Origin of the sequence: Niallia sp. Man26 (assembly GCF_022049065.2) — a bacterium.
Taxonomy (GTDB): Bacteria; Bacillota; Bacilli; order Bacillales; family Cytobacillaceae; genus Niallia.
The window spans coordinates 606,817-625,901 of record NZ_CP095743.1 but is presented as its reverse complement, the minus strand read 5'-3'; the positions used below and the strand labels follow the sequence as shown (position 1 = coordinate 625,901).

At 39.8% G+C, this 19,085-nt stretch carries 21 protein-coding genes and 1 rRNA gene; 6 read left to right on the top strand and 16 right to left on the bottom strand.

Going from position 1 to position 19,085, the window contains the following annotated elements:
- Nucleotides 1-187: 187 nt before the first annotated feature.
- The 5 genes from L8T27_RS03175 to L8T27_RS03155 form a co-directional block, all read right to left on the bottom strand.
- A 16S ribosomal RNA gene (locus L8T27_RS03175) occupies nucleotides 188-1,736 on the bottom strand.
- Nucleotides 1,737-2,037: 301 nt separating this feature from the next.
- Entirely contained in the window at nucleotides 2,038-2,913 is an 876-nt protein-coding gene (locus tag L8T27_RS03170; RefSeq protein WP_233316423.1) for a nucleotidyltransferase-like protein, read from the bottom strand.
- Nucleotides 2,914-3,130: 217 nt separating this feature from the next.
- Nucleotides 3,131-3,574 (bottom strand): peroxide-responsive transcriptional repressor PerR, encoded by a 444-nt coding sequence (perR, locus tag L8T27_RS03165; protein WP_245399835.1) that lies wholly within the window; start codon nucleotides 3,572-3,574, stop codon nucleotides 3,131-3,133.
- A gap of 335 nt (nucleotides 3,575-3,909) precedes the next feature.
- A complete protein-coding gene (bcp, locus tag L8T27_RS03160) occupies nucleotides 3,910-4,374 on the bottom strand; it encodes a thioredoxin-dependent thiol peroxidase (RefSeq protein ID WP_237942232.1) in 465 nt (154 codons plus the stop codon).
- A gap of 71 nt (nucleotides 4,375-4,445) precedes the next feature.
- Nucleotides 4,446-4,856, bottom strand: a complete 411-nt coding sequence (locus L8T27_RS03155; protein WP_233316396.1) for an ion channel — start codon at nucleotides 4,854-4,856, stop codon at nucleotides 4,446-4,448.
- Nucleotides 4,857-5,032: 176 nt separating this feature from the next.
- Here L8T27_RS03155 and L8T27_RS03150 point away from each other — a divergent pair, with 176 nt between their 5' ends.
- Nucleotides 5,033-6,331 carry a glutamate-1-semialdehyde 2,1-aminomutase gene (locus tag L8T27_RS03150; protein ID WP_237940726.1) on the top strand — a complete coding sequence of 433 codons (1,299 nt, stop codon included), beginning with the start codon at nucleotides 5,033-5,035 and terminating at the stop codon, nucleotides 6,329-6,331.
- Nucleotides 6,332-6,631: 300 nt separating this feature from the next.
- Nucleotides 6,632-7,720, top strand: coding sequence for an FUSC family protein (locus L8T27_RS03145; protein WP_233316394.1), 1,089 nt, complete (start codon nucleotides 6,632-6,634; stop codon nucleotides 7,718-7,720).
- Nucleotides 7,721-7,762: 42 nt separating this feature from the next.
- Here L8T27_RS03145 and L8T27_RS03140 read toward each other — a convergent pair whose 3' ends face one another.
- The 6 genes from L8T27_RS03140 to L8T27_RS03115 all read right to left on the bottom strand — a co-directional run bounded on the left by L8T27_RS03140 (nucleotide 7,763) and on the right by L8T27_RS03115 (nucleotide 12,897).
- The gene (locus tag L8T27_RS03140; protein ID WP_282581419.1) at nucleotides 7,763-9,511 is read right to left on the bottom strand and encodes an ABC transporter ATP-binding protein; all 1,749 of its coding nucleotides are present in this window, start codon (nucleotides 9,509-9,511) and stop codon (nucleotides 7,763-7,765) included.
- A gap of 146 nt (nucleotides 9,512-9,657) precedes the next feature.
- Nucleotides 9,658-10,188, bottom strand: a complete 531-nt coding sequence (gene ntdP, locus L8T27_RS03135; RefSeq protein ID WP_233316393.1) for a nucleoside tri-diphosphate phosphatase — start codon at nucleotides 10,186-10,188, stop codon at nucleotides 9,658-9,660.
- A 185-nt stretch (nucleotides 10,189-10,373) separates the two neighbouring features.
- Nucleotides 10,374-10,634 (bottom strand): YgaB family protein, encoded by a 261-nt coding sequence (locus tag L8T27_RS03130; RefSeq protein ID WP_237940725.1) that lies wholly within the window; start codon nucleotides 10,632-10,634, stop codon nucleotides 10,374-10,376.
- Between the two features lie 281 nt (nucleotides 10,635-10,915).
- Nucleotides 10,916-11,092, bottom strand: coding sequence for a gamma-type small acid-soluble spore protein (locus tag L8T27_RS03125; RefSeq protein ID WP_233316391.1), 177 nt, complete (start codon nucleotides 11,090-11,092; stop codon nucleotides 10,916-10,918).
- Between the two features lie 242 nt (nucleotides 11,093-11,334).
- A complete protein-coding gene (locus L8T27_RS03120) occupies nucleotides 11,335-12,120 on the bottom strand; it encodes an SDR family oxidoreductase (protein WP_233316390.1) in 786 nt (261 codons plus the stop codon).
- 39 nt (nucleotides 12,121-12,159) lie between these two features.
- Complete coding sequence (locus tag L8T27_RS03115) at nucleotides 12,160-12,897, bottom strand: SDR family NAD(P)-dependent oxidoreductase (protein WP_233316389.1); 738 nt, start codon at nucleotides 12,895-12,897, stop codon at nucleotides 12,160-12,162.
- Between the two features lie 186 nt (nucleotides 12,898-13,083).
- Between L8T27_RS03115 and L8T27_RS03110 the strand changes: the two genes are divergently transcribed.
- Nucleotides 13,084-13,698: a TetR/AcrR family transcriptional regulator gene (locus tag L8T27_RS03110; protein ID WP_233316388.1), complete on the top strand. Its 615-nt coding sequence runs from the start codon at nucleotides 13,084-13,086 to the stop codon at nucleotides 13,696-13,698.
- 28 nt (nucleotides 13,699-13,726) lie between these two features.
- Here L8T27_RS03110 and fabL read toward each other — a convergent pair whose 3' ends face one another.
- Complete coding sequence (gene fabL / locus L8T27_RS03105) at nucleotides 13,727-14,470, bottom strand: enoyl-[acyl-carrier-protein] reductase FabL (protein ID WP_233316387.1); 744 nt, start codon at nucleotides 14,468-14,470, stop codon at nucleotides 13,727-13,729.
- A gap of 116 nt (nucleotides 14,471-14,586) precedes the next feature.
- Here fabL and L8T27_RS03100 point away from each other — a divergent pair, with 116 nt between their 5' ends.
- On the top strand, nucleotides 14,587-14,811 hold the full coding sequence (locus L8T27_RS03100) for a hypothetical protein (protein WP_233316386.1): 225 nt from the start codon (nucleotides 14,587-14,589) through the stop codon (nucleotides 14,809-14,811).
- A gap of 39 nt (nucleotides 14,812-14,850) precedes the next feature.
- Here L8T27_RS03100 and mutY read toward each other — a convergent pair whose 3' ends face one another.
- Nucleotides 14,851-15,939, bottom strand: a complete 1,089-nt coding sequence (gene mutY, locus L8T27_RS03095) for an A/G-specific adenine glycosylase (RefSeq protein WP_237940724.1) — start codon at nucleotides 15,937-15,939, stop codon at nucleotides 14,851-14,853.
- A gap of 268 nt (nucleotides 15,940-16,207) precedes the next feature.
- Between mutY and L8T27_RS03090 the strand changes: the two genes are divergently transcribed.
- Nucleotides 16,208-17,188 carry a metal-dependent hydrolase gene (locus L8T27_RS03090; protein ID WP_233316384.1) on the top strand — a complete coding sequence of 327 codons (981 nt, stop codon included), beginning with the start codon at nucleotides 16,208-16,210 and terminating at the stop codon, nucleotides 17,186-17,188.
- Nucleotides 17,189-17,226: 38 nt separating this feature from the next.
- Here the strand turns inward: L8T27_RS03090 and L8T27_RS03085 are convergent, their stop codons facing one another.
- Nucleotides 17,227-17,496 (bottom strand): YfhJ family protein, encoded by a 270-nt coding sequence (locus L8T27_RS03085; RefSeq protein WP_233316383.1) that lies wholly within the window; start codon nucleotides 17,494-17,496, stop codon nucleotides 17,227-17,229.
- 107 nt (nucleotides 17,497-17,603) lie between these two features.
- On the opposite strand from L8T27_RS03085, the gene L8T27_RS03080 reads away from it, so the two are divergent.
- Nucleotides 17,604-17,753, top strand: coding sequence for a small, acid-soluble spore protein K (locus tag L8T27_RS03080; protein ID WP_233316382.1), 150 nt, complete (start codon nucleotides 17,604-17,606; stop codon nucleotides 17,751-17,753).
- 41 nt (nucleotides 17,754-17,794) lie between these two features.
- Here the strand turns inward: L8T27_RS03080 and L8T27_RS03075 are convergent, their stop codons facing one another.
- Both L8T27_RS03075 and recX read right to left on the bottom strand, forming a co-directional pair.
- On the bottom strand, nucleotides 17,795-18,109 hold the full coding sequence (locus L8T27_RS03075; RefSeq protein ID WP_233316381.1) for a YfhH family protein: 315 nt from the start codon (nucleotides 18,107-18,109) through the stop codon (nucleotides 17,795-17,797).
- 90 nt (nucleotides 18,110-18,199) lie between these two features.
- Nucleotides 18,200-19,009, bottom strand: coding sequence for a recombination regulator RecX (gene recX / locus L8T27_RS03070; RefSeq protein ID WP_233316380.1), 810 nt, complete (start codon nucleotides 19,007-19,009; stop codon nucleotides 18,200-18,202).
- Nucleotides 19,010-19,085: the final 76 nt, after the last annotated feature.

The window sequence follows — 19,085 nt, the reverse complement described above, 5'->3', positions numbered from 1 at the left end:
TTCGCATCTCTGCGTCAACTTCTTCTCTGTGCTCCTCACGTACTGTCGTACGCTGCGGTGCTCGATTAGTCGTTTCCTTGATCTGCTCGCTACTCATTACCCTGATGTTTTGAGGAATTGCTCCCTCAAAACTGAACAACAAAATCATCAACAATCTGTGAATGGAACGAATTCCATTTTTCCTTAGAAAGGAGGTGATCCAGCCGCACCTTCCGATACGGCTACCTTGTTACGACTTCACCCCAATCATCTATCCCACCTTAGGCGGCTGGCTCCTAAAAGGTTACCCCACCGACTTCGGGTGTTACAAACTCTCGTGGTGTGACGGGCGGTGTGTACAAGGCCCGGGAACGTATTCACCGCGGCATGCTGATCCGCGATTACTAGCGATTCCAGCTTCATGTAGGCGAGTTGCAGCCTACAATCCGAACTGAGAATGGTTTTATGGGATTGGCTCGACCTCGCGGTTTTGCTGCCCTTTGTACCATCCATTGTAGCACGTGTGTAGCCCAGGTCATAAGGGGCATGATGATTTGACGTCATCCCCACCTTCCTCCGGTTTGTCACCGGCAGTCACCTTAGAGTGCCCAACTAAATGCTGGCAACTAAGATCAAGGGTTGCGCTCGTTGCGGGACTTAACCCAACATCTCACGACACGAGCTGACGACAACCATGCACCACCTGTCATCCTGTCCCCCGAAGGGGAACGTCCTATCTCTAGGATTGTCAGGAGATGTCAAGACCTGGTAAGGTTCTTCGCGTTGCTTCGAATTAAACCACATGCTCCACCGCTTGTGCGGGCCCCCGTCAATTCCTTTGAGTTTCAGCCTTGCGGCCGTACTCCCCAGGCGGAGTGCTTAATGCGTTTGCTGCAGCACTAAAGGGCGGAAACCCTCTAACACTTAGCACTCATCGTTTACGGCGTGGACTACCAGGGTATCTAATCCTGTTTGCTCCCCACGCTTTCGCGCCTCAGCGTCAGTTACAGACCAAAGAGTCGCCTTCGCCACTGGTGTTCCTCCACATCTCTACGCATTTCACCGCTACACGTGGAATTCCACTCTTCTCTTCTGCACTCAAGTCCCCCAGTTTCCAATGACCCTCCACGGTTGAGCCGTGGGCTTTCACATCAGACTTAAAGGACCGCCTGCGCGCGCTTTACGCCCAATAATTCCGGACAACGCTTGCCACCTACGTATTACCGCGGCTGCTGGCACGTAGTTAGCCGTGGCTTTCTGGTTAGGTACCGTCAAGGTACGAGCAGTTACTCTCGTACTTGTTCTTCCCTAACAACAGAGTTTTACGATCCGAAAACCTTCATCACTCACGCGGCGTTGCTCCGTCAGACTTTCGTCCATTGCGGAAGATTCCCTACTGCTGCCTCCCGTAGGAGTCTGGGCCGTGTCTCAGTCCCAGTGTGGCCGATCACCCTCTCAGGTCGGCTACGCATCGTCGCCTTGGTGAGCCGTTACCTCACCAACTAGCTAATGCGCCGCGGGCCCATCTGTAAGTGACAGCGTAAACCGTCTTTCAGCTTTTCTACATGAGTAGAAAAGGATTATCCGGTATTAGCTCCGGTTTCCCGAAGTTATCCCAGTCTTACAGGCAGGTTGCCCACGTGTTACTCACCCGTCCGCCGCTAACTTAAAAAGCAAGCTTTTTAAGTCCGCTCGACTTGCATGTATTAGGCACGCCGCCAGCGTTCGTCCTGAGCCAGGATCAAACTCTCCGATAAAGAGTAAGATTAGCTCATTTGCTAAACTCTAGCTTTTTGTTACTTTGTTTTCATCTTTATAACGCAAGTTATAAAAACGATTATTGTTGACGTTTTGTTTGTTCAGTTTTCAAAGAGCAATCTCGTCTGCTTCCTCATTCTTCCAGAAGCGACTTTCTTAATATAACATTTGACCTTTTTCGTGTCAACTGTTTTTTAAAAAAACTTTTCCGCCGTTTCAGCAACATTTTGTGTTGTTTTAGCGACGGATATAAATATAACAAGTTATTTAGTTAGCGTCAATACTTTTTCTAAAAAAACTTTAATCTTTTTTCGAAACCTTATAATAGCGGTGATAAACCTTAGGACTTTTCGTTTCCACATCCACCACTTCAATAAAATGTTTTTCAATTAAATATTCAACAAGCATTCCTAAATCAACAGAATATACAAGAAAAAGCTCTTCATTCTCCATAAGATCATTAAATGACCAATACTCTTTCTCCTCCAGTATATCTGAAATATGCTGAATGCTCATTTTTGTCTTTGAATGGATGAGGAACTCGCTTGCCAAAAACAACAATTCAAGTCTTTTTTCCAAAGGCTCTTCACTGTTAATCAATTCAACATATAATTTATAAATCTCTGGTTCAATCTGTTTAACCTGACTCCAAACAGTCACCTCGGGGTGAAACCCGTTTTCGATGACCGCAAGCCTTGCTAAATGATGCAAGGAGTGAACGACATCATTATATGCATCAAGATAATGTTTGTTCTCAAAAAATGCCTTTCCATCCATATATCTTCTGATAAGCTTGGCAAACTCCACACCCATCTTCCGCTTTCTTTCAGAGACAGGAAAATCCTTTAACTCACTTTTGAGCTGCGAGACAAACTCATTGCGGTCAAATATAACTCTCCCATTGTACAGCCATTCAAAGATTTTTTTATTTGTCCCAAGCAGGATCCATTTTTTCAACTGAGTCTCTGTGATGACATGAAGTGCTGCCTTTTTATCTGTATACGTATAATGCTTAATGAAAATTGGCTTTTCCGCCTCTTTTACGATGATTAGCATCACCGAGTCAAATGTATCTGTTACCGTCATTTCTTTTTGTCTTTTTTCTATCATCAGAACGCCAAGTGTGTTCGCTTGGCTCGCTCTTTCTTGATAAATCGGACGAAGAATGTCTTCCATCATTGCTCCCCCATCATAAAAAATTCGTTAATTATACTTTCGATATATTGTTCTAAAATTCCTGCCTTTCACTAAATCGGACAATAATCCCCGGCAAACTTTATGATACGTTTTTCTAATGCGCACATAAAAGACAAAAAGAGGAGTCATCATTTTTTAAATCCCCCGCCGGCATTTGGTGGGCAATTTCAAAAAGAGACATCCTCTTTATACTTGCTTAGTGCGCTTCGTTTTTTGCACATTCAGGACATGTTCCATAAATTTCTAAGCGGTGATGACTGATTTTAAAACCTGAGACATGACTGGCGAATTGTTCTACCTCATCCAGTCCAGGATAATGGAAATCCACTATCTTCCCGCAATCCTTACATATGATATGGTAATGATGGGAAGTGATAAAATCAAAGCGGCTTGAAGAATCACCATATGTCAATTCCTTTACAAGACTCACTTCTTTAAACACTCTTAAATTATTATAAACAGTGGCCACACTCATATTTGGAAATTTGCCTTCCAGTGCTTTGTAAATTTCATCGGCAGTCGGATGTGACATTGAGCTTATTAAATATTCAAGTATCGCATGACGCTGCGGGGTAATGCGCACTCCTGTTTCTTTTAGTTTATCAAGAGCTTCCTGTAACTCATTATGTTCCACAGACATGCACCCCATTTCTAAAAAGTATTCTTATTTTATAATGTTTATAATTAGTGTACTAACAAAATCATGCTTTTGTCAATAAGAATGGCGGAATAGACGTAAATCAGAGTGATATTGTGTTATCATTTGTCTAAAACTAGAATGATTCTTTTTCTATACTTCTTATTATATTCGATTGGCCATATATAATGCTCTTATCTTCCTAAATAAAAAAAGGCAGACCAACCATCGTGGTCTGCAACATATATCTGAGGAGGTATGCCCTAATATAATGTATTCACAACTTGTATATTGGAATGGACAAAAGCCTCAGCCGTAATAAATTAGGCTAGAAAAGCTTATCGTTTTTTCAGTTCTTCAGCAATCTCCTCTACATGACCGGCCACTTTGACCTTTCGCCATTCACGGACAAGTCTACCCTCTCTGTCGATAAGAAAGGTGGAACGTTCAATACCCATATATTCCTTCCCGAAGTTTTTCTTCAGCTTCCAGACTTCGTAGCTTTCTGCTACTTGATGATCTTCATCTGCAAGAAGCAGGAACGGCAAGCCGTGTTTTTCAATAAACTTTCTGTGTTTATTGACAGGATCAGGACTTACTCCAAGGACAACTGCCTCAAGCTCTTCGAAGATAGCATGGCTGTCTCTGAAATCACACGCTTCTGTTGTACATCCAGGTGTCATATCTTTCGGATAAAAGTATAAAACAACATTTTTCCCAATAAAATCTGACAATTTAACTGTCTCTCCATTATTTGCTTCTAATGTAAAATCAGGTGCTTTCTCTCCTATAATCACACTCATCATTCTTCCTCCAATACTATTATTAATAATAGCCTAGCGAAAGGAGCATTTTTTTTCAACTTACATCCCTTTTAGCTGTCCATATCAAGAACTGCTCTTGCCACAAATGCCGCAGGAATTGTATAGCCGATAAGTGCTTCTATTACTACAATCAATCTTCCAAACCCGATTGGCGCCAAGTCGCCGAAGCCGACTGAAAAAAGAGTGATGCCACTGAAATATATCCCTGTTTGAAGCATATCTATAAAATGCAGGGAAGAGTCATACATTTGTTCACTTTCATTGTAGACCTCTACCCCGTTGAGCTGAAGGAGTGTGTAGATTAAACCAAATCCTATCATAATGGTGATATAAACAAAGAATAAGTATATAAAGTTCTCAAAAGAAACCCATTTTTCTTTCAGACGATAAGGAACGAACAATGTTCGCAAGCTCATCATGATAAAAAAAATAATCATAGCTAACAGAAAATAAAAAAACACGTTCCTCCCCCTTATCTGCTTTTCTTTTTAAAAATGTATGCTTGTCTTTCTACATAAAGACCAGAGCATCAGGCAAAGTAGTACTTACAATAGCTTTATCGTTTATCTTCTGAAAAAAAGTGCTAAAATTATGAAGAACATCATTTAATAATGATAGAAGATTTAGGAGGAATATCATGCAACATAATAATTCTGAGAGATTACATGAGGAAGCACTTAAAGTAATCGTCGGGGGAGTCAACAGCCCTTCTCGTTCGTATAAAGCAGTTGGCGGCGGAGCTCCTGTCGCTATGGAAAGAGGACAAGGAGCCTATTTCTTCGATGTGGATGGAAACCAGTACATTGATTATTTGGCAGCATACGGCCCAATCATTACAGGACATGCTCATCCCCATATAACAAAAGCTATCACTCGAGCAGCAGAAAGTGGCGTTTTGTACGGGACACCGACACCGCATGAGGTGACATTCGCTAAAATGCTTCAAGAAGCTATTCCCTCTATGGAGAAAGTCAGATTCATGAACTCTGGAACAGAGGCGGTCATGACAACGATCAGGGTGGCACGTGCCTATACTGGCAGAAACAAGGTTATTAAATTCGCAGGCTGTTATCACGGCCACTCCGATCCTGTCCTTGTTGCAGCAGGTTCAGGTCCATCTACACTGGGCACACCAGATTCAGCTGGCGTACCTGCTGTGATTGCCGCTGATGTTATCACTGTTCCTTTCAATGATATCGATGCCTTCAAGGATGCAATTGAGAAATGGGGACCAGAAATTGCTGCCGTCCTTGTCGAGCCAATAGTCGGTAACTTCGGTATTGTCGAGCCTGTTGAAGGTTTCCTTGAATTAATTAACGAATATACCCATAATGCTGGAGCTCTTGTCATTTATGATGAAGTAATCACTGCCTTCCGCTTTACATACGGCGGTGCCCAGGATTTACTAGGAGTAAAGCCAGATTTAACAGCATTAGGGAAAATCATCGGCGGAGGTCTTCCAATCGGAGCTTATGGAGGCAAAAAGGAAATTATGGACAAAGTGGCACCGATTGGACCCGCATACCAAGCTGGTACACACGCCGGAAATCCTGCTTCTGTGCTTTCAGGAATTGCCTGCCTTGAAGTGCTGAAACAAAAAGGCGTATATGAGCACTTGGATAGATTGGGTGCTTTGCTTGAAAAAGGGATTGCTGATGCGGCTGCATTGCATAAGGTGCCGATTACTATTAACCGTCTAAAAGGCGCACTTACTATTTACTTCACGAACGAAAAGGTTATGAATTATGAGCAGGCCGAAAACACTGATGGTGAATTATTCGGTAAATTCTTTAAGTTAATGGTAGAACAAGGTGTTATGCTTGCACCTTCAAAATATGAAGCATGGTTTATTACCATTGCTCATACCCAAGAGGATATTGAGGCAACAATCCATGCTGTCAACAATGCTTTTGAAGCATTGGCGAAAGAACTATAAAAACCATCTAAAACAGAGAGCAGTTATATTGCTCTCTGTTTTATAAATCACATAAATCTGCATGATACAACGTTTAAATTCTCCTGTAAAAACTTTTGCAACCTGCTAAAATCCAACAAAGCATATTCCGCAGCATTACATTTCATTAATTTTTCATGAAAAAATCATATAATCATTAAATGACTATTGATGTTAACAGTCAATCACTGTATAGTACATTATTGTTTAGTTTTTCTATAATTTGTTTAAAGTATAGATATACTAGGCTACTTAAAATGTATGAGAGAGGATTATTTCTATATGACTTTAGGAGCGCGCATTCTTAAGACAGGAATCGCCATCGTTTTAGCGTTGCTGCTTGCCCAAACACTGCAAGTGCCAACACCTGTATTCGCAGGAATTTCCGCAATCTTTGCGATACAGCCTACTATTTATCGATCTTACTTATCTATTATAGAGCAAATACAAGGTAATATTATAGGCGCAATTATCGCTGTTGTTTTCGTACTCAGCTTCGGCAACAATATCTTTATCATTGGTCTTGCCGCGGTAATTGTAATTACGATTAATTTAAAGCTTAAACTAGAAAAAACAATCATTTTGTCAACAGTAACGTTGATTGCAATTATGGAAACGACGACAGATGACTTTATTACATTTGCGATTATACGATTTTCAACTATAATGCTGGGGATTCTATCAGCGTTTATCGTAAATCTCGTATTTTTGCCTCCAAAATATGAAAACAAGCTGTATAACAGCATTTCTGATATTAGTGAAGAAGTTACAAAGTGGATACGCCTGAATATTAGGCATGCATCTGAACATAGTCTACTAAAGAATGATATCGACAAGATTTCTGACCGGATTATTAAAATAGACCAGTTGTACTTAATGTATAAAGAAGAAAGAAACTATTTTAAGAGGAATACGCCTCTTAAAGCGAGAAAGCTTGTTATATACAGGCAAATGATTAACACGCTTAAAAGATCATTCCATACTTTAAAGAAATTGCACCGTTTTGAAAATGAGCTTAAATCATTGCCGGAGAATTTTCAAAATATCATCCAGCAGCAGCTTGATTGTCTGATCCATCATCATGAGCATGTGATGCTGAAGTTCATTGGTAAAGTGAAACCGAATGTCACCTTTGAGGAAGGGAATATCACCCTTGACAGGAAGGAACTATTCTACCAGCTTATCAACCACTACCGCGAAACAGTTGATGAGCGTATATGTGAACACGACGAGGAAATGGTGCAGTACCATGCAATGCAAATCATTTCTGCAATCATTGAATATGATGAAAATGTGGAGCATTTAGATACACTAATCACCACGATTCAAGTACATCATAAGCATGAACCGGAAGTTAAGATAGAAGAATAAAAAGAAAGGATGTCCTTGATTCAAGGACATCCTTTCTTTTATTTATACTCCAAGCTGCTGTATTTGAAACAGATTAAAGTAATGACCTTGAAGCTTCATCAGCTGTTCATGGCTGCCATCCTCAACAATTTCCCCATTGTTAATTAAGACAATGCGGTCTGCATGAGTGATGGTCGAAAGTCTATGGGCAACAATTAATGTCGTCCTTTCCTTTGCCAGTTTCTCAATCGCTTCTTGAATAGATTGCTCACTTTCCAAATCAAGAGCAGACGTAGCTTCATCCAAAATGAGAATTGGCGGATTCTTTAAGAATACACGGGCAATGGCAACACGCTGCTTTTGTCCGCCGCTTAGCTTTACTCCTCTTTCGCCAACCTTTGTTTCATATTTATCTGGGAGCTGCATGATGAAGTCATGTGCGTTAGCAGCCTTTGCTGCTTCGATTACTTCTTCCTCTGTTGCATCTGGCTTTCCTATCATAATATTCTCTCTGATTGATTCACTGAATAGAATATTTTCTTGGAGAACCATTCCGATTTTATCCCTTAAGGTTCTTACTTGAAAATCGCGGATATCTTTTCCGTCAAGAAGAATACTGCCGCCAGTAACATCATAAAAGCGCGGAATCAGACTGATCAGTGATGATTTACCGCCGCCGCTCATCCCTACAAAAGCAATTGTTTCTCCTTGCTTTATATTTAAAGTGATATTTTTTAAGACACGGTCATCCTTTTGATCGTAGGCAAAATCGACATTCTGAAAACTAATATCCCCTTTAACATCCACACATGGGACAGCTGTCTCCTTATCTTGAATATCGTACTTTTCATCTATCAGCTCAAAAACACGATCCATTGATGCGATTGACTGTGTCAGTGTAGTGGAAGAGTTCACCATTCGTCTCAGCGGATTATACAGCCTTTCAATGTATGCAAAGAAAGCTACCATAGCCCCTAAAGACAGCTGACCGCTGATTACTTGATAGCCTGAATAGGCAATTACGATTAATGGTGAAATATCCGTAATCGTATTAACCACAGCAAATGCTTTTGCATTCCAGCGTGTGTGATCTGTTGCCTTTTCCAAGAATGCACTATTATATTTTTTAAAGTGTTTTTGTTCATGATCTTCTGTTGCAAAACTTTTGATGACCGAGATTCCCTGCACTCTTTCATGCAAGAAGCTTTGCACTCCTGCTAAAGCCTGCGATCTCTCTCTTGTCAGCGTACGTAAGTTTCCGAAGAAATGTCTGATAGATAACGCATAAAACGGCAAAAGAATAATCGAGATAATCGTCAGCTTCACATTCATCGTCAGCATTATTCCGATCGTAATTAAGATGGTAACACCATCAAGCCATAAGTTCATCAGGCCAGTCAGGATAAAGTTCTTCGTTTGCTCCACATCATTAATTACGCGGGAGATAACCTCCCCTGCCCTTGTATTTGAATAATACTTCAAGCTCAGTTTCTGTAAATGAGAAAACAGCTGATCACGAATGTCATAAAGTATTTTATTCGACGTCCACTGGGCAAAATATTGGCGGTAATATTCAACAGGCGGCCTAATGATGACAAAGATGATTAACATTATACCCATCATCTTCAAAAGGCTTGTTATTCTCTCTTGTTTATCCAAGTCTGTTGCGTTAATAATGTCATCAACGACAAATTTAAGCAAAAGCGGAATGAGCAAAGGAATAGCGAATTTGATGATACCAATGATGATAGTTCCTATAATTTGCATTCGGTAAGGTTTTACGAAATGCAAATATCTTTTAATACTGTCCACATTCTCTCCTCTTTCCTTTCCAAAGTTGTTATGTAAATAAGTAATTAGAACAAAGCTTCCAAACAAGATGTTATTTTACCACTAGCACAAATCAAAACAAAAGAAAAAGCTTGCTGAACTCTCAACAAGCTATTCCTCCTTACTTATTAACTTCTGTACGTTAAATACCTTTCATACCATAAATCAATAAAATCTGGTGCAAAGGGACCTTTTCTTTGGCGTATCCACTGAATCAATTGATTAACATGCGATTTCAAGATACGGTCAATCGCATCTGGATACTTCATTTCCGCACGGTGACGCTCATACTCGTCCTCATCAAGGAGGTTGAAAGTCATATCTGGAAAAATTTTAATATCCAAATCATAATCAATATACTTCACTGCTTCTCCATCATAAATAAATGGCGAACTAAGGTTACAATAATAATGGATTCCGTCTTCCCTTATCATTCCAATTACATTAAACCAGTATTGGGAATGAAAATAGCATATTGCCGGTTCACGGGTGACCCATGTTCTGCCGTCTGATTCTGTAACAATTGTCCGATCGTTACCGCCTATTATTAAATTTTGCGTCCCTTTAAGTATCGTTGTTTCGTCCCAGATTCGATGGATGTGCCCATTATGTTTGTAGCTATGAATTTGTATTGGTTCACCCTCGATAGGTACGCCCATTATTCTCCCCTACTTTCATTTTGCGGACGCTTTGCAACCTACTTACATTTAAATATTCTAATTCCCAATCAAGGCAACAAAGAACAATTCCTCTTTTTTCTATTATTATAACGGTTAATAGAAAAATTTAAAACAAAAGAACCATTGAAATTGCAGAAGGGATAAGAAATATTTAATGTTACCTATCAAATGGAGCTTAAATTCATTTCGTTTTGCTGGTAAACCTTGATAACTTTTTCTGTCTGCATTTCAAATATTCGCTGAATCTCTTTCAGCTCCATCTCCATACTCAGGATCTCAACCTGCACTTCCTTCAGCTCTGTTTCCTTTTGCAATTGCTGCAATTGTGCCTCTATTTCCTCACACCGCTCCAGCTCACTTTGCAAGTACAGCAGCTTTTCCATAATCTTCATCTGTTCTCCTACTAATCCATTGAACACGTTCATGAACATACACATCCTAATTCATATTTTTAGCAAGGATTTAATTACCTCTCATTTTAAAAAAGATATTCTACTATTCCCTCTTCACTGCTGACTTTTAAATTTTGGTGTTTTTTTTGCTCTGTTGATTATTTCCACTTCAAGTCCCTATTTCCTTTGACTACTTCTGTAGACTAACAAGAGGTTTTGTCGAACTTTCCATTAGGAGTATACGAGGATTTTTTTAGGAGAAATAAGAGAAGACACTTTCCTCTAAGAAAAGTGCCTTCATCTTTTAGCTATAATTATGAGTTTTTAGATTTGTTTTGCTCTGCTTGAGCGTTTTGTCTTTTTACTTCTTGTACGTCAGTTTCGCTAGCGAATTCTGTACCGAATTGTTGACCAGAAGTTACTGAAGCGTTTTGTTGTTTTACTTCTTGGATGTTAGTACCAGTTTGTGTGCTACCTGCTTTTTTAGCCATTACTATCACCTCCACGAATATAATTTGTCCCGGATGCAGAAGTTCTATCCATTATTTTTTTAATTTCAATAAAATCCATATAAAAAAGCACGAGATTAACTCGTGCTTTAAATTCTACTAAGATCCTAATTAAGCTGTTAAATCTTTTGCAATTATTCCATAGTAAAGCTGTTAACCTGGGGGGCTATTGAAACTTAGCTGGAAAACAATCGCAAGCGAAAATGGAAGCTTATATCTTAATATTAATATTTGTAGGACTGTCCGCCGTCAATTGGAATAACAGTCGCATTGATGAAGTTAGCTTGATCAGACAGCAGGAATGCAACTAAGTAGCCAACTTCCTCTGGTTTTCCGAAACGCTTCATTGGGTTTGGTTCAACAAATTGTTTGCCGACCTCTTCCCAGTTGTCTGGGTCGATTTGCTTTAATGATCCTTCTACCATTGGTGTCATAATTGCACCTGGCGCGATCGCTTTAATGCTGACTCCATATTGGCCGTACTCAATTCCTGAGTTGCGAGTTAAGCCGACAACGCCGTGTTTGCTTGCTGCATAGCCGGATTGGTTTCCAACACCGCGGATTCCACCTACAGATGCAGTATTAACAACAGACCCAAAGCCTTGTTCTCTCATAACTTTCAATACGTATTTCAAGCCATAAAATACACCATTTAAGTTTATGCTAACGACTTTTTGGAACTCGTCTAGACCGAAATCTTCCGTAAGATCCTGTTTACCTTCAATACCAGCATTATTGAAAAAGCTGTCAATTTTGCCGAATTTAGCAACCGTTTCGTTTACATAGCTTTCAACTGCCTTCTCGTCGGCTACATTTGCTGTAATAAGCAAAACTTCTGCTTCTGGTGTTGTTGCAAGCACTTGTTTTTTTGTTTCTTCTAAAGAAGCAGTATTTAAATCCACAAGGGACAGCTTAGCTCCTTCTTTCGCAATTTGCAGAGCGGAAGCCTGTCCTAAGCCAGAGCCAGCGCCTGTAATTAACACAACTTTGCCATCAAAACGATTTTCCATCGTCCTCTTCCCCCTTTTCATGTTTAAGCCGTAATTGAATTATTGTGCAGTATAACCGCCGTCTACTATCAAGCTGTTCCCTGTCATATAAGAAGAATCATCAGAAGCTAGGAACAAGACAGCTTTTGCCATTTCTTCTGCTTTGCCGAGACGTTTTACAGGTGTTGCTGCAGCGAGTGCTAATTTGCTTTCTTCTGGAATGATTGGTGTATCAATAAATCCAGGGCAAAGCGCATTTACACGTATATTTTGTTCAGCATATTCTAATGCAAGAGAGCGAGTTAAGTTAACAACGCCACCTTTTGCCGCATTATAGGCAGCAGAACCTGGTGAACCAACCCATCCGTACATGGAAGCTGTATTGACGATCGTGCCTCCTCCAGCTTTCAACATTTCGCGGATAGCTTCACGTGCCACTAAGAAAACACCATCTAAATCTACATTTACTGTTTGGCGCCATTCGGAATAGTCCAATTCATGTGAAGGCTGAACACGGCCAATACCTGCATTGTTGAAAACAATATCAACTTTGCCAAATGCATCTATCGTTTGCTTGAAGATATTAGCAACCTCATCTTCACTTGTAATATTAGCTTTAACGAACAGAGCTCCAGCGTTAAGCGCTTTCAATTCTGACTCGAAGGCCTTTCCTTTTTCTTCATTTAGGTCTACAAGCACAACTTTAGCACCTTCTGAGACAAATAAACGTGCTGTTGCTGCGCCAATACCAGACGCGCCGCCTGTGATTACTGCAACCTTATCTTGTAATTTTCCCATTGTAAATCCCCCTAAAAAATATGCTTACATATTCCTATAAAAAGTACTAGACTATTTGATGAATATGCTTAATTACAAATTAAATTTTACTCTTTTGTTCACAATTAACAATCATTAAGATATCATTAAGTGACTATTAGTTAGACACTTGCGATAAATCTGTCTATTTTCAGGGAGGTTTTTTTCATGGATCAAGAACATCCGGCAACAAATCGGCAAAACCGGACGAGAGAACATCTGAAGCAAGCATTAATAGAACTTATAAAAGAAAAAGGCTATCACGCTGTCACAGTTAAAAACATTGTGGACCATGCCTCCTATAACCGCAGCACTTTTTACATTCACTACCCTGATAAAATAGAACTGGCAGAAGATTTGCTTGTTTCAAAGCTGGAAGGTTTAGAAGCAGCAGTCGGCAAACCATACATGCATGGCCATAAATTTTATACAGAAAAGCTTAATCCGCAGTCTTTCAGTATCGTTGCTTACATATACAAAAACCGTAATTTTTTTGAGCTGATAAAGTATGAAGATACATTACCAGGATTACATACTAACTTCCCGCAGACTATTTTGAAAATCTATAAAGAGCAATTCATCTTTGATACAATTAACCATATTCCTGTTAACATGGATTATTTTAAACGCTATACGGCTTACGGCTTCTACGGGCTAATATTAAATTGGATTCGGGACGGCTTCAAGGAATCACAAGAAGAATTCATCAAAGAAGTAATTGAACTGACCAAGACTCATATTCAATCGTTTGAGTTTATTGGCAAATTAGCTCATAAACATTAGAAAGGACCGGAAGCCCCGGTCCTTTTCCTTATACTAATAAAGAGATTCCTCCATCGACAATAATTGTCTGCCCTCTTATCATACTTGCATCATCGCTAACTAAAAACATGACAGCATTCACCATATCATCTATTTCTACAATTCTGCCTGCAGGCGTTCTTTCTGCAGAATGATTTAACAGCTCTTCCCTGTTTGGGAATGACTTTAATGCCTCTGTATCAATCGCTCCACCAGAAACAGCATTAACTACAATATTCATTGGTGACAGTTCAACAGCTAAATACCTTGTCAATGCCTCCATTGCCGCCTTGCTCACACCTACTGTTGTATAGTTCTCTAAATATCGGATGGATCCTAATGAGCTGATGCTGACAATTTTCCCGCCGTCTTCCATTAGCCTTGCTGCCTCTTGCGCACAAAACAGCAGCGCCTTGCTGTTTATATTCATCGTCCAATCCCAATGTGATTCCTCAAGCTCCATAATTGGTCTCAGTACTCCAGATGCGGCATTGTTAATAAATACATCCAGTCTGCCAAATTCCTCCTTTATTTCAGTAAACATCGCTTTAATCTTGTCCACATCGCCGACATTCGCCCTTACTATAAGAGCCTTTCTGCCGAGTGCTCTGATTTCCTCTGCCGTTTCCTCTGCAGCCTTTTTGCTTCTTGCATAATTTATAACGATATCATAACCAGCTGCTGCGAGCTTCAGTGCTGTTGCTTTTCCAATCCCTCTAGAACTGCCTGTAATTAAAGCTACTTTATTTTCCATCCTTTTTACCAATCCCTTCCGTCATTATTTCGCTTCACATTTTACCTGTTCCATGCATAGTTCGCAATCAACAACAACACAATACTTATAGATAATAAGGGAAAGAAGGTGCTTATATGTATGTCGGCAGAGATATGACTGAACTGGCAATGATTGATAAATCTGAATGGAAAGACAGCGAACTCGCCTACTTTCATCATTCCTTGCAGCAAATGACCCAATACTTGAATGTGGAAGGTGTCTCTATCCATAGAAAAATTATCGAGGAAATCGAAAATCGCGGCGGGCTGAAAAGGCAGGAAGCCGATTGGACCCATGGCACAGAAGTCAGCTATGATTAAAATAAAAAATGCCTCTCCCAAAATAAGGGACAGGCATTTTTATTCTGCTTCAGGGATAAATTTGAGCATTTTCTGATGTGATACCGGAAAAGGATATGGTTCAATTTCCTTGGCATTCACTCTTTTTAATGTGTTTGTTTCTTCTTCAAGCTTGATAAGCTTCCCTTTATATACCGTAATCTGCCAGATAAGGTGTGAGAAAACATGTTCAATCCTTGTGATGCTTTCCTCCACTTCAATAGTTGCTCCATATCTGCTCAACATCTCTGCCTTTAACTGCTCTGCTTCACTTGTAAGTGTCTGCACTATTTCCATATTAGGAAACTCCCAAAGGTTGGCAAGCAATCCTTTATCTGGGCGTTTGTGAATTAAGGTTCTGCCATTTTCATCTGCTAATATGACTGCAGCTAGCTGAACTGTCTTCTGTTTTTTACTCTTTGTCTTTACTGGTAATTCACCTTGTGTGCCATCCATAAAAGCCTGGCAGTGCTCACGGACAGGACATAATAGACAGGAAGGAGATGTTGGTGTGCAAATAAGCGCTCCTAGCTCCATCAATGCTTGGTTAAAATAGGACGGATTTTCATGAGATATTAACATCCTCACAGCTTCCTCAAAGGTTTTTCGTGTTTTTGGCTTAGCGATATCTTCCCATATCGACAGAATTCTCGATAAAACCCGCATCACATTTCCATCTACGGCTGGTTCTGGTACACCGTAGGCAATGCTGAGAATCGCACCGGCAGTATATGGGCCCACTCCGCGCAATGTTGCTATTTCTGCTGGAGTATCCGGAACAACACCACCATACTTTTCTCGTACTTCCTTCACAGCACTATGTAAGTTCCTAGCACGAGAATAATATCCAAGTCCTTCCCAAGCCTTGAGCACTTTCTCCTCTTCTGCATCTGACAATGCATTAATGGACGGAAACAGTTCAATAAACCGGTTAAAATATGGAATAACAGTATCCACCTTCGTCTGCTGAAGCATGATTTCTGAAACCCAAACCTTATATGGATCCTTGTCCTTGCGCCAAGGAAGGTCACGCTGTTCTGCTATGAACCAATTAAGTAAGTCATCTCTAAATTGCTGTATGTCCAATTGGCTTTTTGCTTCTTCTTTCACTTTTACCCTCCACCATGTTAATATTTTGTGAAATGGGGAATAACATAAAATGTGTTCTTCTAACCCATTTTGGGCTTTTATGAAAACAATCCCAATGATAAGGTATAGATAATGTTTCTCTTTCACAAAGTAAACAGAGATAATTTTTTCAGTTAGTCTAAAATCAAAGTGTATCTTTACTGATTAAAAAAATAAAGCTATTTTTTATAGAAATTATTAGAGCATTATCCATTAATTGCTTATGCAAAATCAGGGAGGTAATTTATTTTTGGATACTGGGACACATGTAGTAATGGGATTAGCGCTAGGAGGCTTGGCGACTCTTGATCCAGCAGTTGCAGGAAGCCATGCGACAACAATAAGCGTGATGATTGCAACATTAGCCGGTTCTCAAGCTCCTGATGTCGATACTATATTAAAACTAAGAAATAACGCAGTATATATTCGTAATCACAGAGGTATAACTCATTCAGTTCCTGCTGTGGTACTATGGCCGCTAATAATTGTAGCTGTTTTATATCCGTTTTTTCCTGAAGCTAACTTGCTCCATTTATGGATGTGGACATTTATTGCCGTGTTCCTCCATGTATTCGTCGACATTTTCAATGCATATGGGACACAAGCTTTAAGACCATTTTCTTCTAAATGGGTAGCACTCGGTTTCATCAATACATTTGATCCAATTATTTTTGCTTTGCACGTAGTTGGTCTGTTTATTTGGGCTTTCGGAGCACCACCTGGATATACTTTCCTCGTGTTATATATCGTGTTGTTTTTTTACTATATACTCCGCTATCTGGCCCAAAGAAGGGTGAAGCATAAAGTAAAAGAAGTCATACCTGATGCAAACACTATCATCCTGTCTCCAACGATGAGATATGGCCATTGGCGTGTCGCCGTAATGACAGATGAGTATTTTTATGTCGGCAGAGCACATAACTATAAAATTGAAATTTATGACCAATTTAAGCGGATTGCCATTCCATCCACACCTGTGCTGGAAGCAGCAAAAACAGACAGCAACCTGTCTGCTTTCCTTTCCTTCTCCCCAGTATATCGCTGGGAAGTTACAGAGCTAGAGGATCAATATCAGGTCCGATTTATTGATTTGCGCTACCGCAGCAATGGGCATTATCCATTTGTCGCTGTCGTCCATCTCGATACAAATCTGAACATCATTTCCTCGTACACAGGCTGGATATTTAGTGAAGAGAAGCTTCAGAAGAAACTTGACATAATAACAAACTAATCTGCTTGCACAAAAAATCCAGCATCTGCTGGATTTTTTTAATGGAAGCTTCGCTTATTTTCAGCAAGAAAGTCTTTATACTTCGGATTTTCCGCTACAAATTCATGGAGATTTGGACCATAATTTTCTATCCATTGGCTTACAACCTTCTCCGTCATTTCTGCTCCTTTATAATCTCTTCCCGCCTTAGCATATGTTGTTTCAAAATCCTCCCACAGCAGCTCTACCCATGTCTGTGCCTGAATAACTGTTATACTTTCATTTATCTCAAGCAATCTGTCCACAAGTTTTTTTTGATAATCATACATGAAAACTACCTTCTTTCCTTATAATTAACGCTTATAGTTTGTTTAACTGATACAAATACTATTGATGTGCAAGTATATATTATGAACTATAAAGGAGGAACAGCCCAATGGTTAAAGGGGTAGATAATATAAATGAGAACAAATTTGAAGGTGAGCCAAGAGCAAAACCAGAGTATGCATCTAAGAGAGCAGATGGCACAATTAATACCCATCCGCAAGAAAGAATGAATGCCTCATCACATAGACATAAACAATAAGAAGAAATTGGCATAAGAACGGTTGCCCGCTCTTATGCCTCTTATTTTTTCAATAAGGAGATGGGGATGCCTTCTTCTTGCCCTTCACCATTATCTCGCGTGCCCCACGCAAAAATACCATTCATATAATTAATCGTGAAATGCACGCCAGGATCTCCCTCAATTTCATACACTTCACCTTGTTTAAATTGATTCGGGTCGAGCAAATATGCTTTTGCCATTACGATTTTCCGTTCGAGCACGGCAAATTCATTGACGATGCCCAGTTGTTCTGCTTTTTTGGCCTTATCATTTAACTGGGCGATTTCAGACCGTAATTCATATTCAGACATCAAGCTGTACCTTTTCGTTTGCAATTGCTTCAGTTCCCCCTTCTCCTTCTATCTTGCTTTATTTTATATGACAAAAATGCTTTCAGCAAAAAAAATGAACTAGCGTGTTACGTGTTAATCTTCAAAGCTCTCCAATTCGTCCAGATATTTTTGAATTAACTCAATGGAAAAGCCTTTTCTGTATAAAAACTGCTTCATCTTCTGTTTAAATTCATAGCCTGTATATGCGGAAAATTTACGCTGAGCTTTTTCGCCGTGAACGCGTAATGCAGCGAGCTCATCTTCTTCACCTGTCTCGTCTAAGGAAAGCTTTACTTCCTTAATAACCGAACCTGGATAACCCTTTCTAGTCAAAGTCTGCTCTACCTTTTGCTTGGCCATTTTAAAGGAATTCTTCTTATTGCTGCTTAAAGCCTTGGCAGCAATTTTTTCGGCGTTTGCGAGCATAACATCAAAAGGAAGCTCCACTAACGCTTTGCTAATTAATTCATCTCCCAGTCCCTTTTCTCTTAATTCTCTTCTAATTAGTTCAGGACCCTTATCTGAAGTGTTTTTTTGTGTTCGTACATAGGAATAAGCATAATCCTCATCATCCAGAAACTTCATTTCGTAGAGCTTGCGAATGACTTCTGCGATGACTGTGTCTTCCTCGATTTTCGTGCGCAAATGTGTTCGGACCTCTGCTTCTGTTCTCTTCATCCTTGTCAAATATCTAACAGCTGTATGATAGCCTTTGCGGATTTCATCACTGTACTGTATTTGATTTAATAAAAGAGGATCAAGTTCCATCCCTTTGCGGAGCTGATACTTCACTAGGATTGATTCATCAACACTGAATGCATACTCTTCCTTGCCGGCTTTTTCCGTAAAAAGATTATATCGGTCGCTTAAATTTTTCTGCCTCGTAATTTTACTGATTTTCATCCCATTTTTCCCCCTTTCTCTATAAGTCGTCTGGCTAGGATTCAAATACATGTCAATATTATAATAAAAAAGAAAA

Excerpts from the sequence above, each read along its gene's own strand:
- L8T27_RS03170 (WP_233316423.1), bottom strand. The coding sequence starts at position 2,913 with ATGGAAGACATTCTTCGTCCGATTTATCAAGAAAGAGCGAGCCAAGCG.
- perR (WP_245399835.1), bottom strand. The coding sequence starts at position 3,574 with ATGTCTGTGGAACATAATGAGTTACAGGAAGCTCTTGATAAACTAAAA.
- bcp (WP_237942232.1), bottom strand. The coding sequence starts at position 4,374 with ATGAGTGTGATTATAGGAGAGAAAGCACCTGATTTTACATTAGAAGCA.
- L8T27_RS03150 (WP_237940726.1), top strand. The coding sequence starts at position 5,033 with ATGCAACATAATAATTCTGAGAGATTACATGAGGAAGCACTTAAAGTA.
- L8T27_RS03145 (WP_233316394.1), top strand. The coding sequence starts at position 6,632 with ATGACTTTAGGAGCGCGCATTCTTAAGACAGGAATCGCCATCGTTTTA.
- ntdP (WP_233316393.1), bottom strand. The coding sequence starts at position 10,188 with ATGGGCGTACCTATCGAGGGTGAACCAATACAAATTCATAGCTACAAA.
- L8T27_RS03130 (WP_237940725.1), bottom strand. The coding sequence starts at position 10,634 with ATGAACGTGTTCAATGGATTAGTAGGAGAACAGATGAAGATTATGGAA.
- L8T27_RS03125 (WP_233316391.1), bottom strand. The coding sequence starts at position 11,092 with ATGGCTAAAAAAGCAGGTAGCACACAAACTGGTACTAACATCCAAGAA.
- L8T27_RS03120 (WP_233316390.1), bottom strand. The coding sequence starts at position 12,120 with ATGGAAAATCGTTTTGATGGCAAAGTTGTGTTAATTACAGGCGCTGGC.
- L8T27_RS03115 (WP_233316389.1), bottom strand. The coding sequence starts at position 12,897 with ATGGGAAAATTACAAGATAAGGTTGCAGTAATCACAGGCGGCGCGTCT.
- L8T27_RS03110 (WP_233316388.1), top strand. The coding sequence starts at position 13,084 with ATGGATCAAGAACATCCGGCAACAAATCGGCAAAACCGGACGAGAGAA.
- fabL (WP_233316387.1), bottom strand. The coding sequence starts at position 14,470 with ATGGAAAATAAAGTAGCTTTAATTACAGGCAGTTCTAGAGGGATTGGA.
- L8T27_RS03100 (WP_233316386.1), top strand. The coding sequence starts at position 14,587 with ATGTATGTCGGCAGAGATATGACTGAACTGGCAATGATTGATAAATCT.
- L8T27_RS03085 (WP_233316383.1), bottom strand. The coding sequence starts at position 17,496 with ATGTATGATTATCAAAAAAAACTTGTGGACAGATTGCTTGAGATAAAT.
- L8T27_RS03080 (WP_233316382.1), top strand. The coding sequence starts at position 17,604 with ATGGTTAAAGGGGTAGATAATATAAATGAGAACAAATTTGAAGGTGAG.
- recX (WP_233316380.1), bottom strand. The coding sequence starts at position 19,009 with ATGAAAATCAGTAAAATTACGAGGCAGAAAAATTTAAGCGACCGATAT.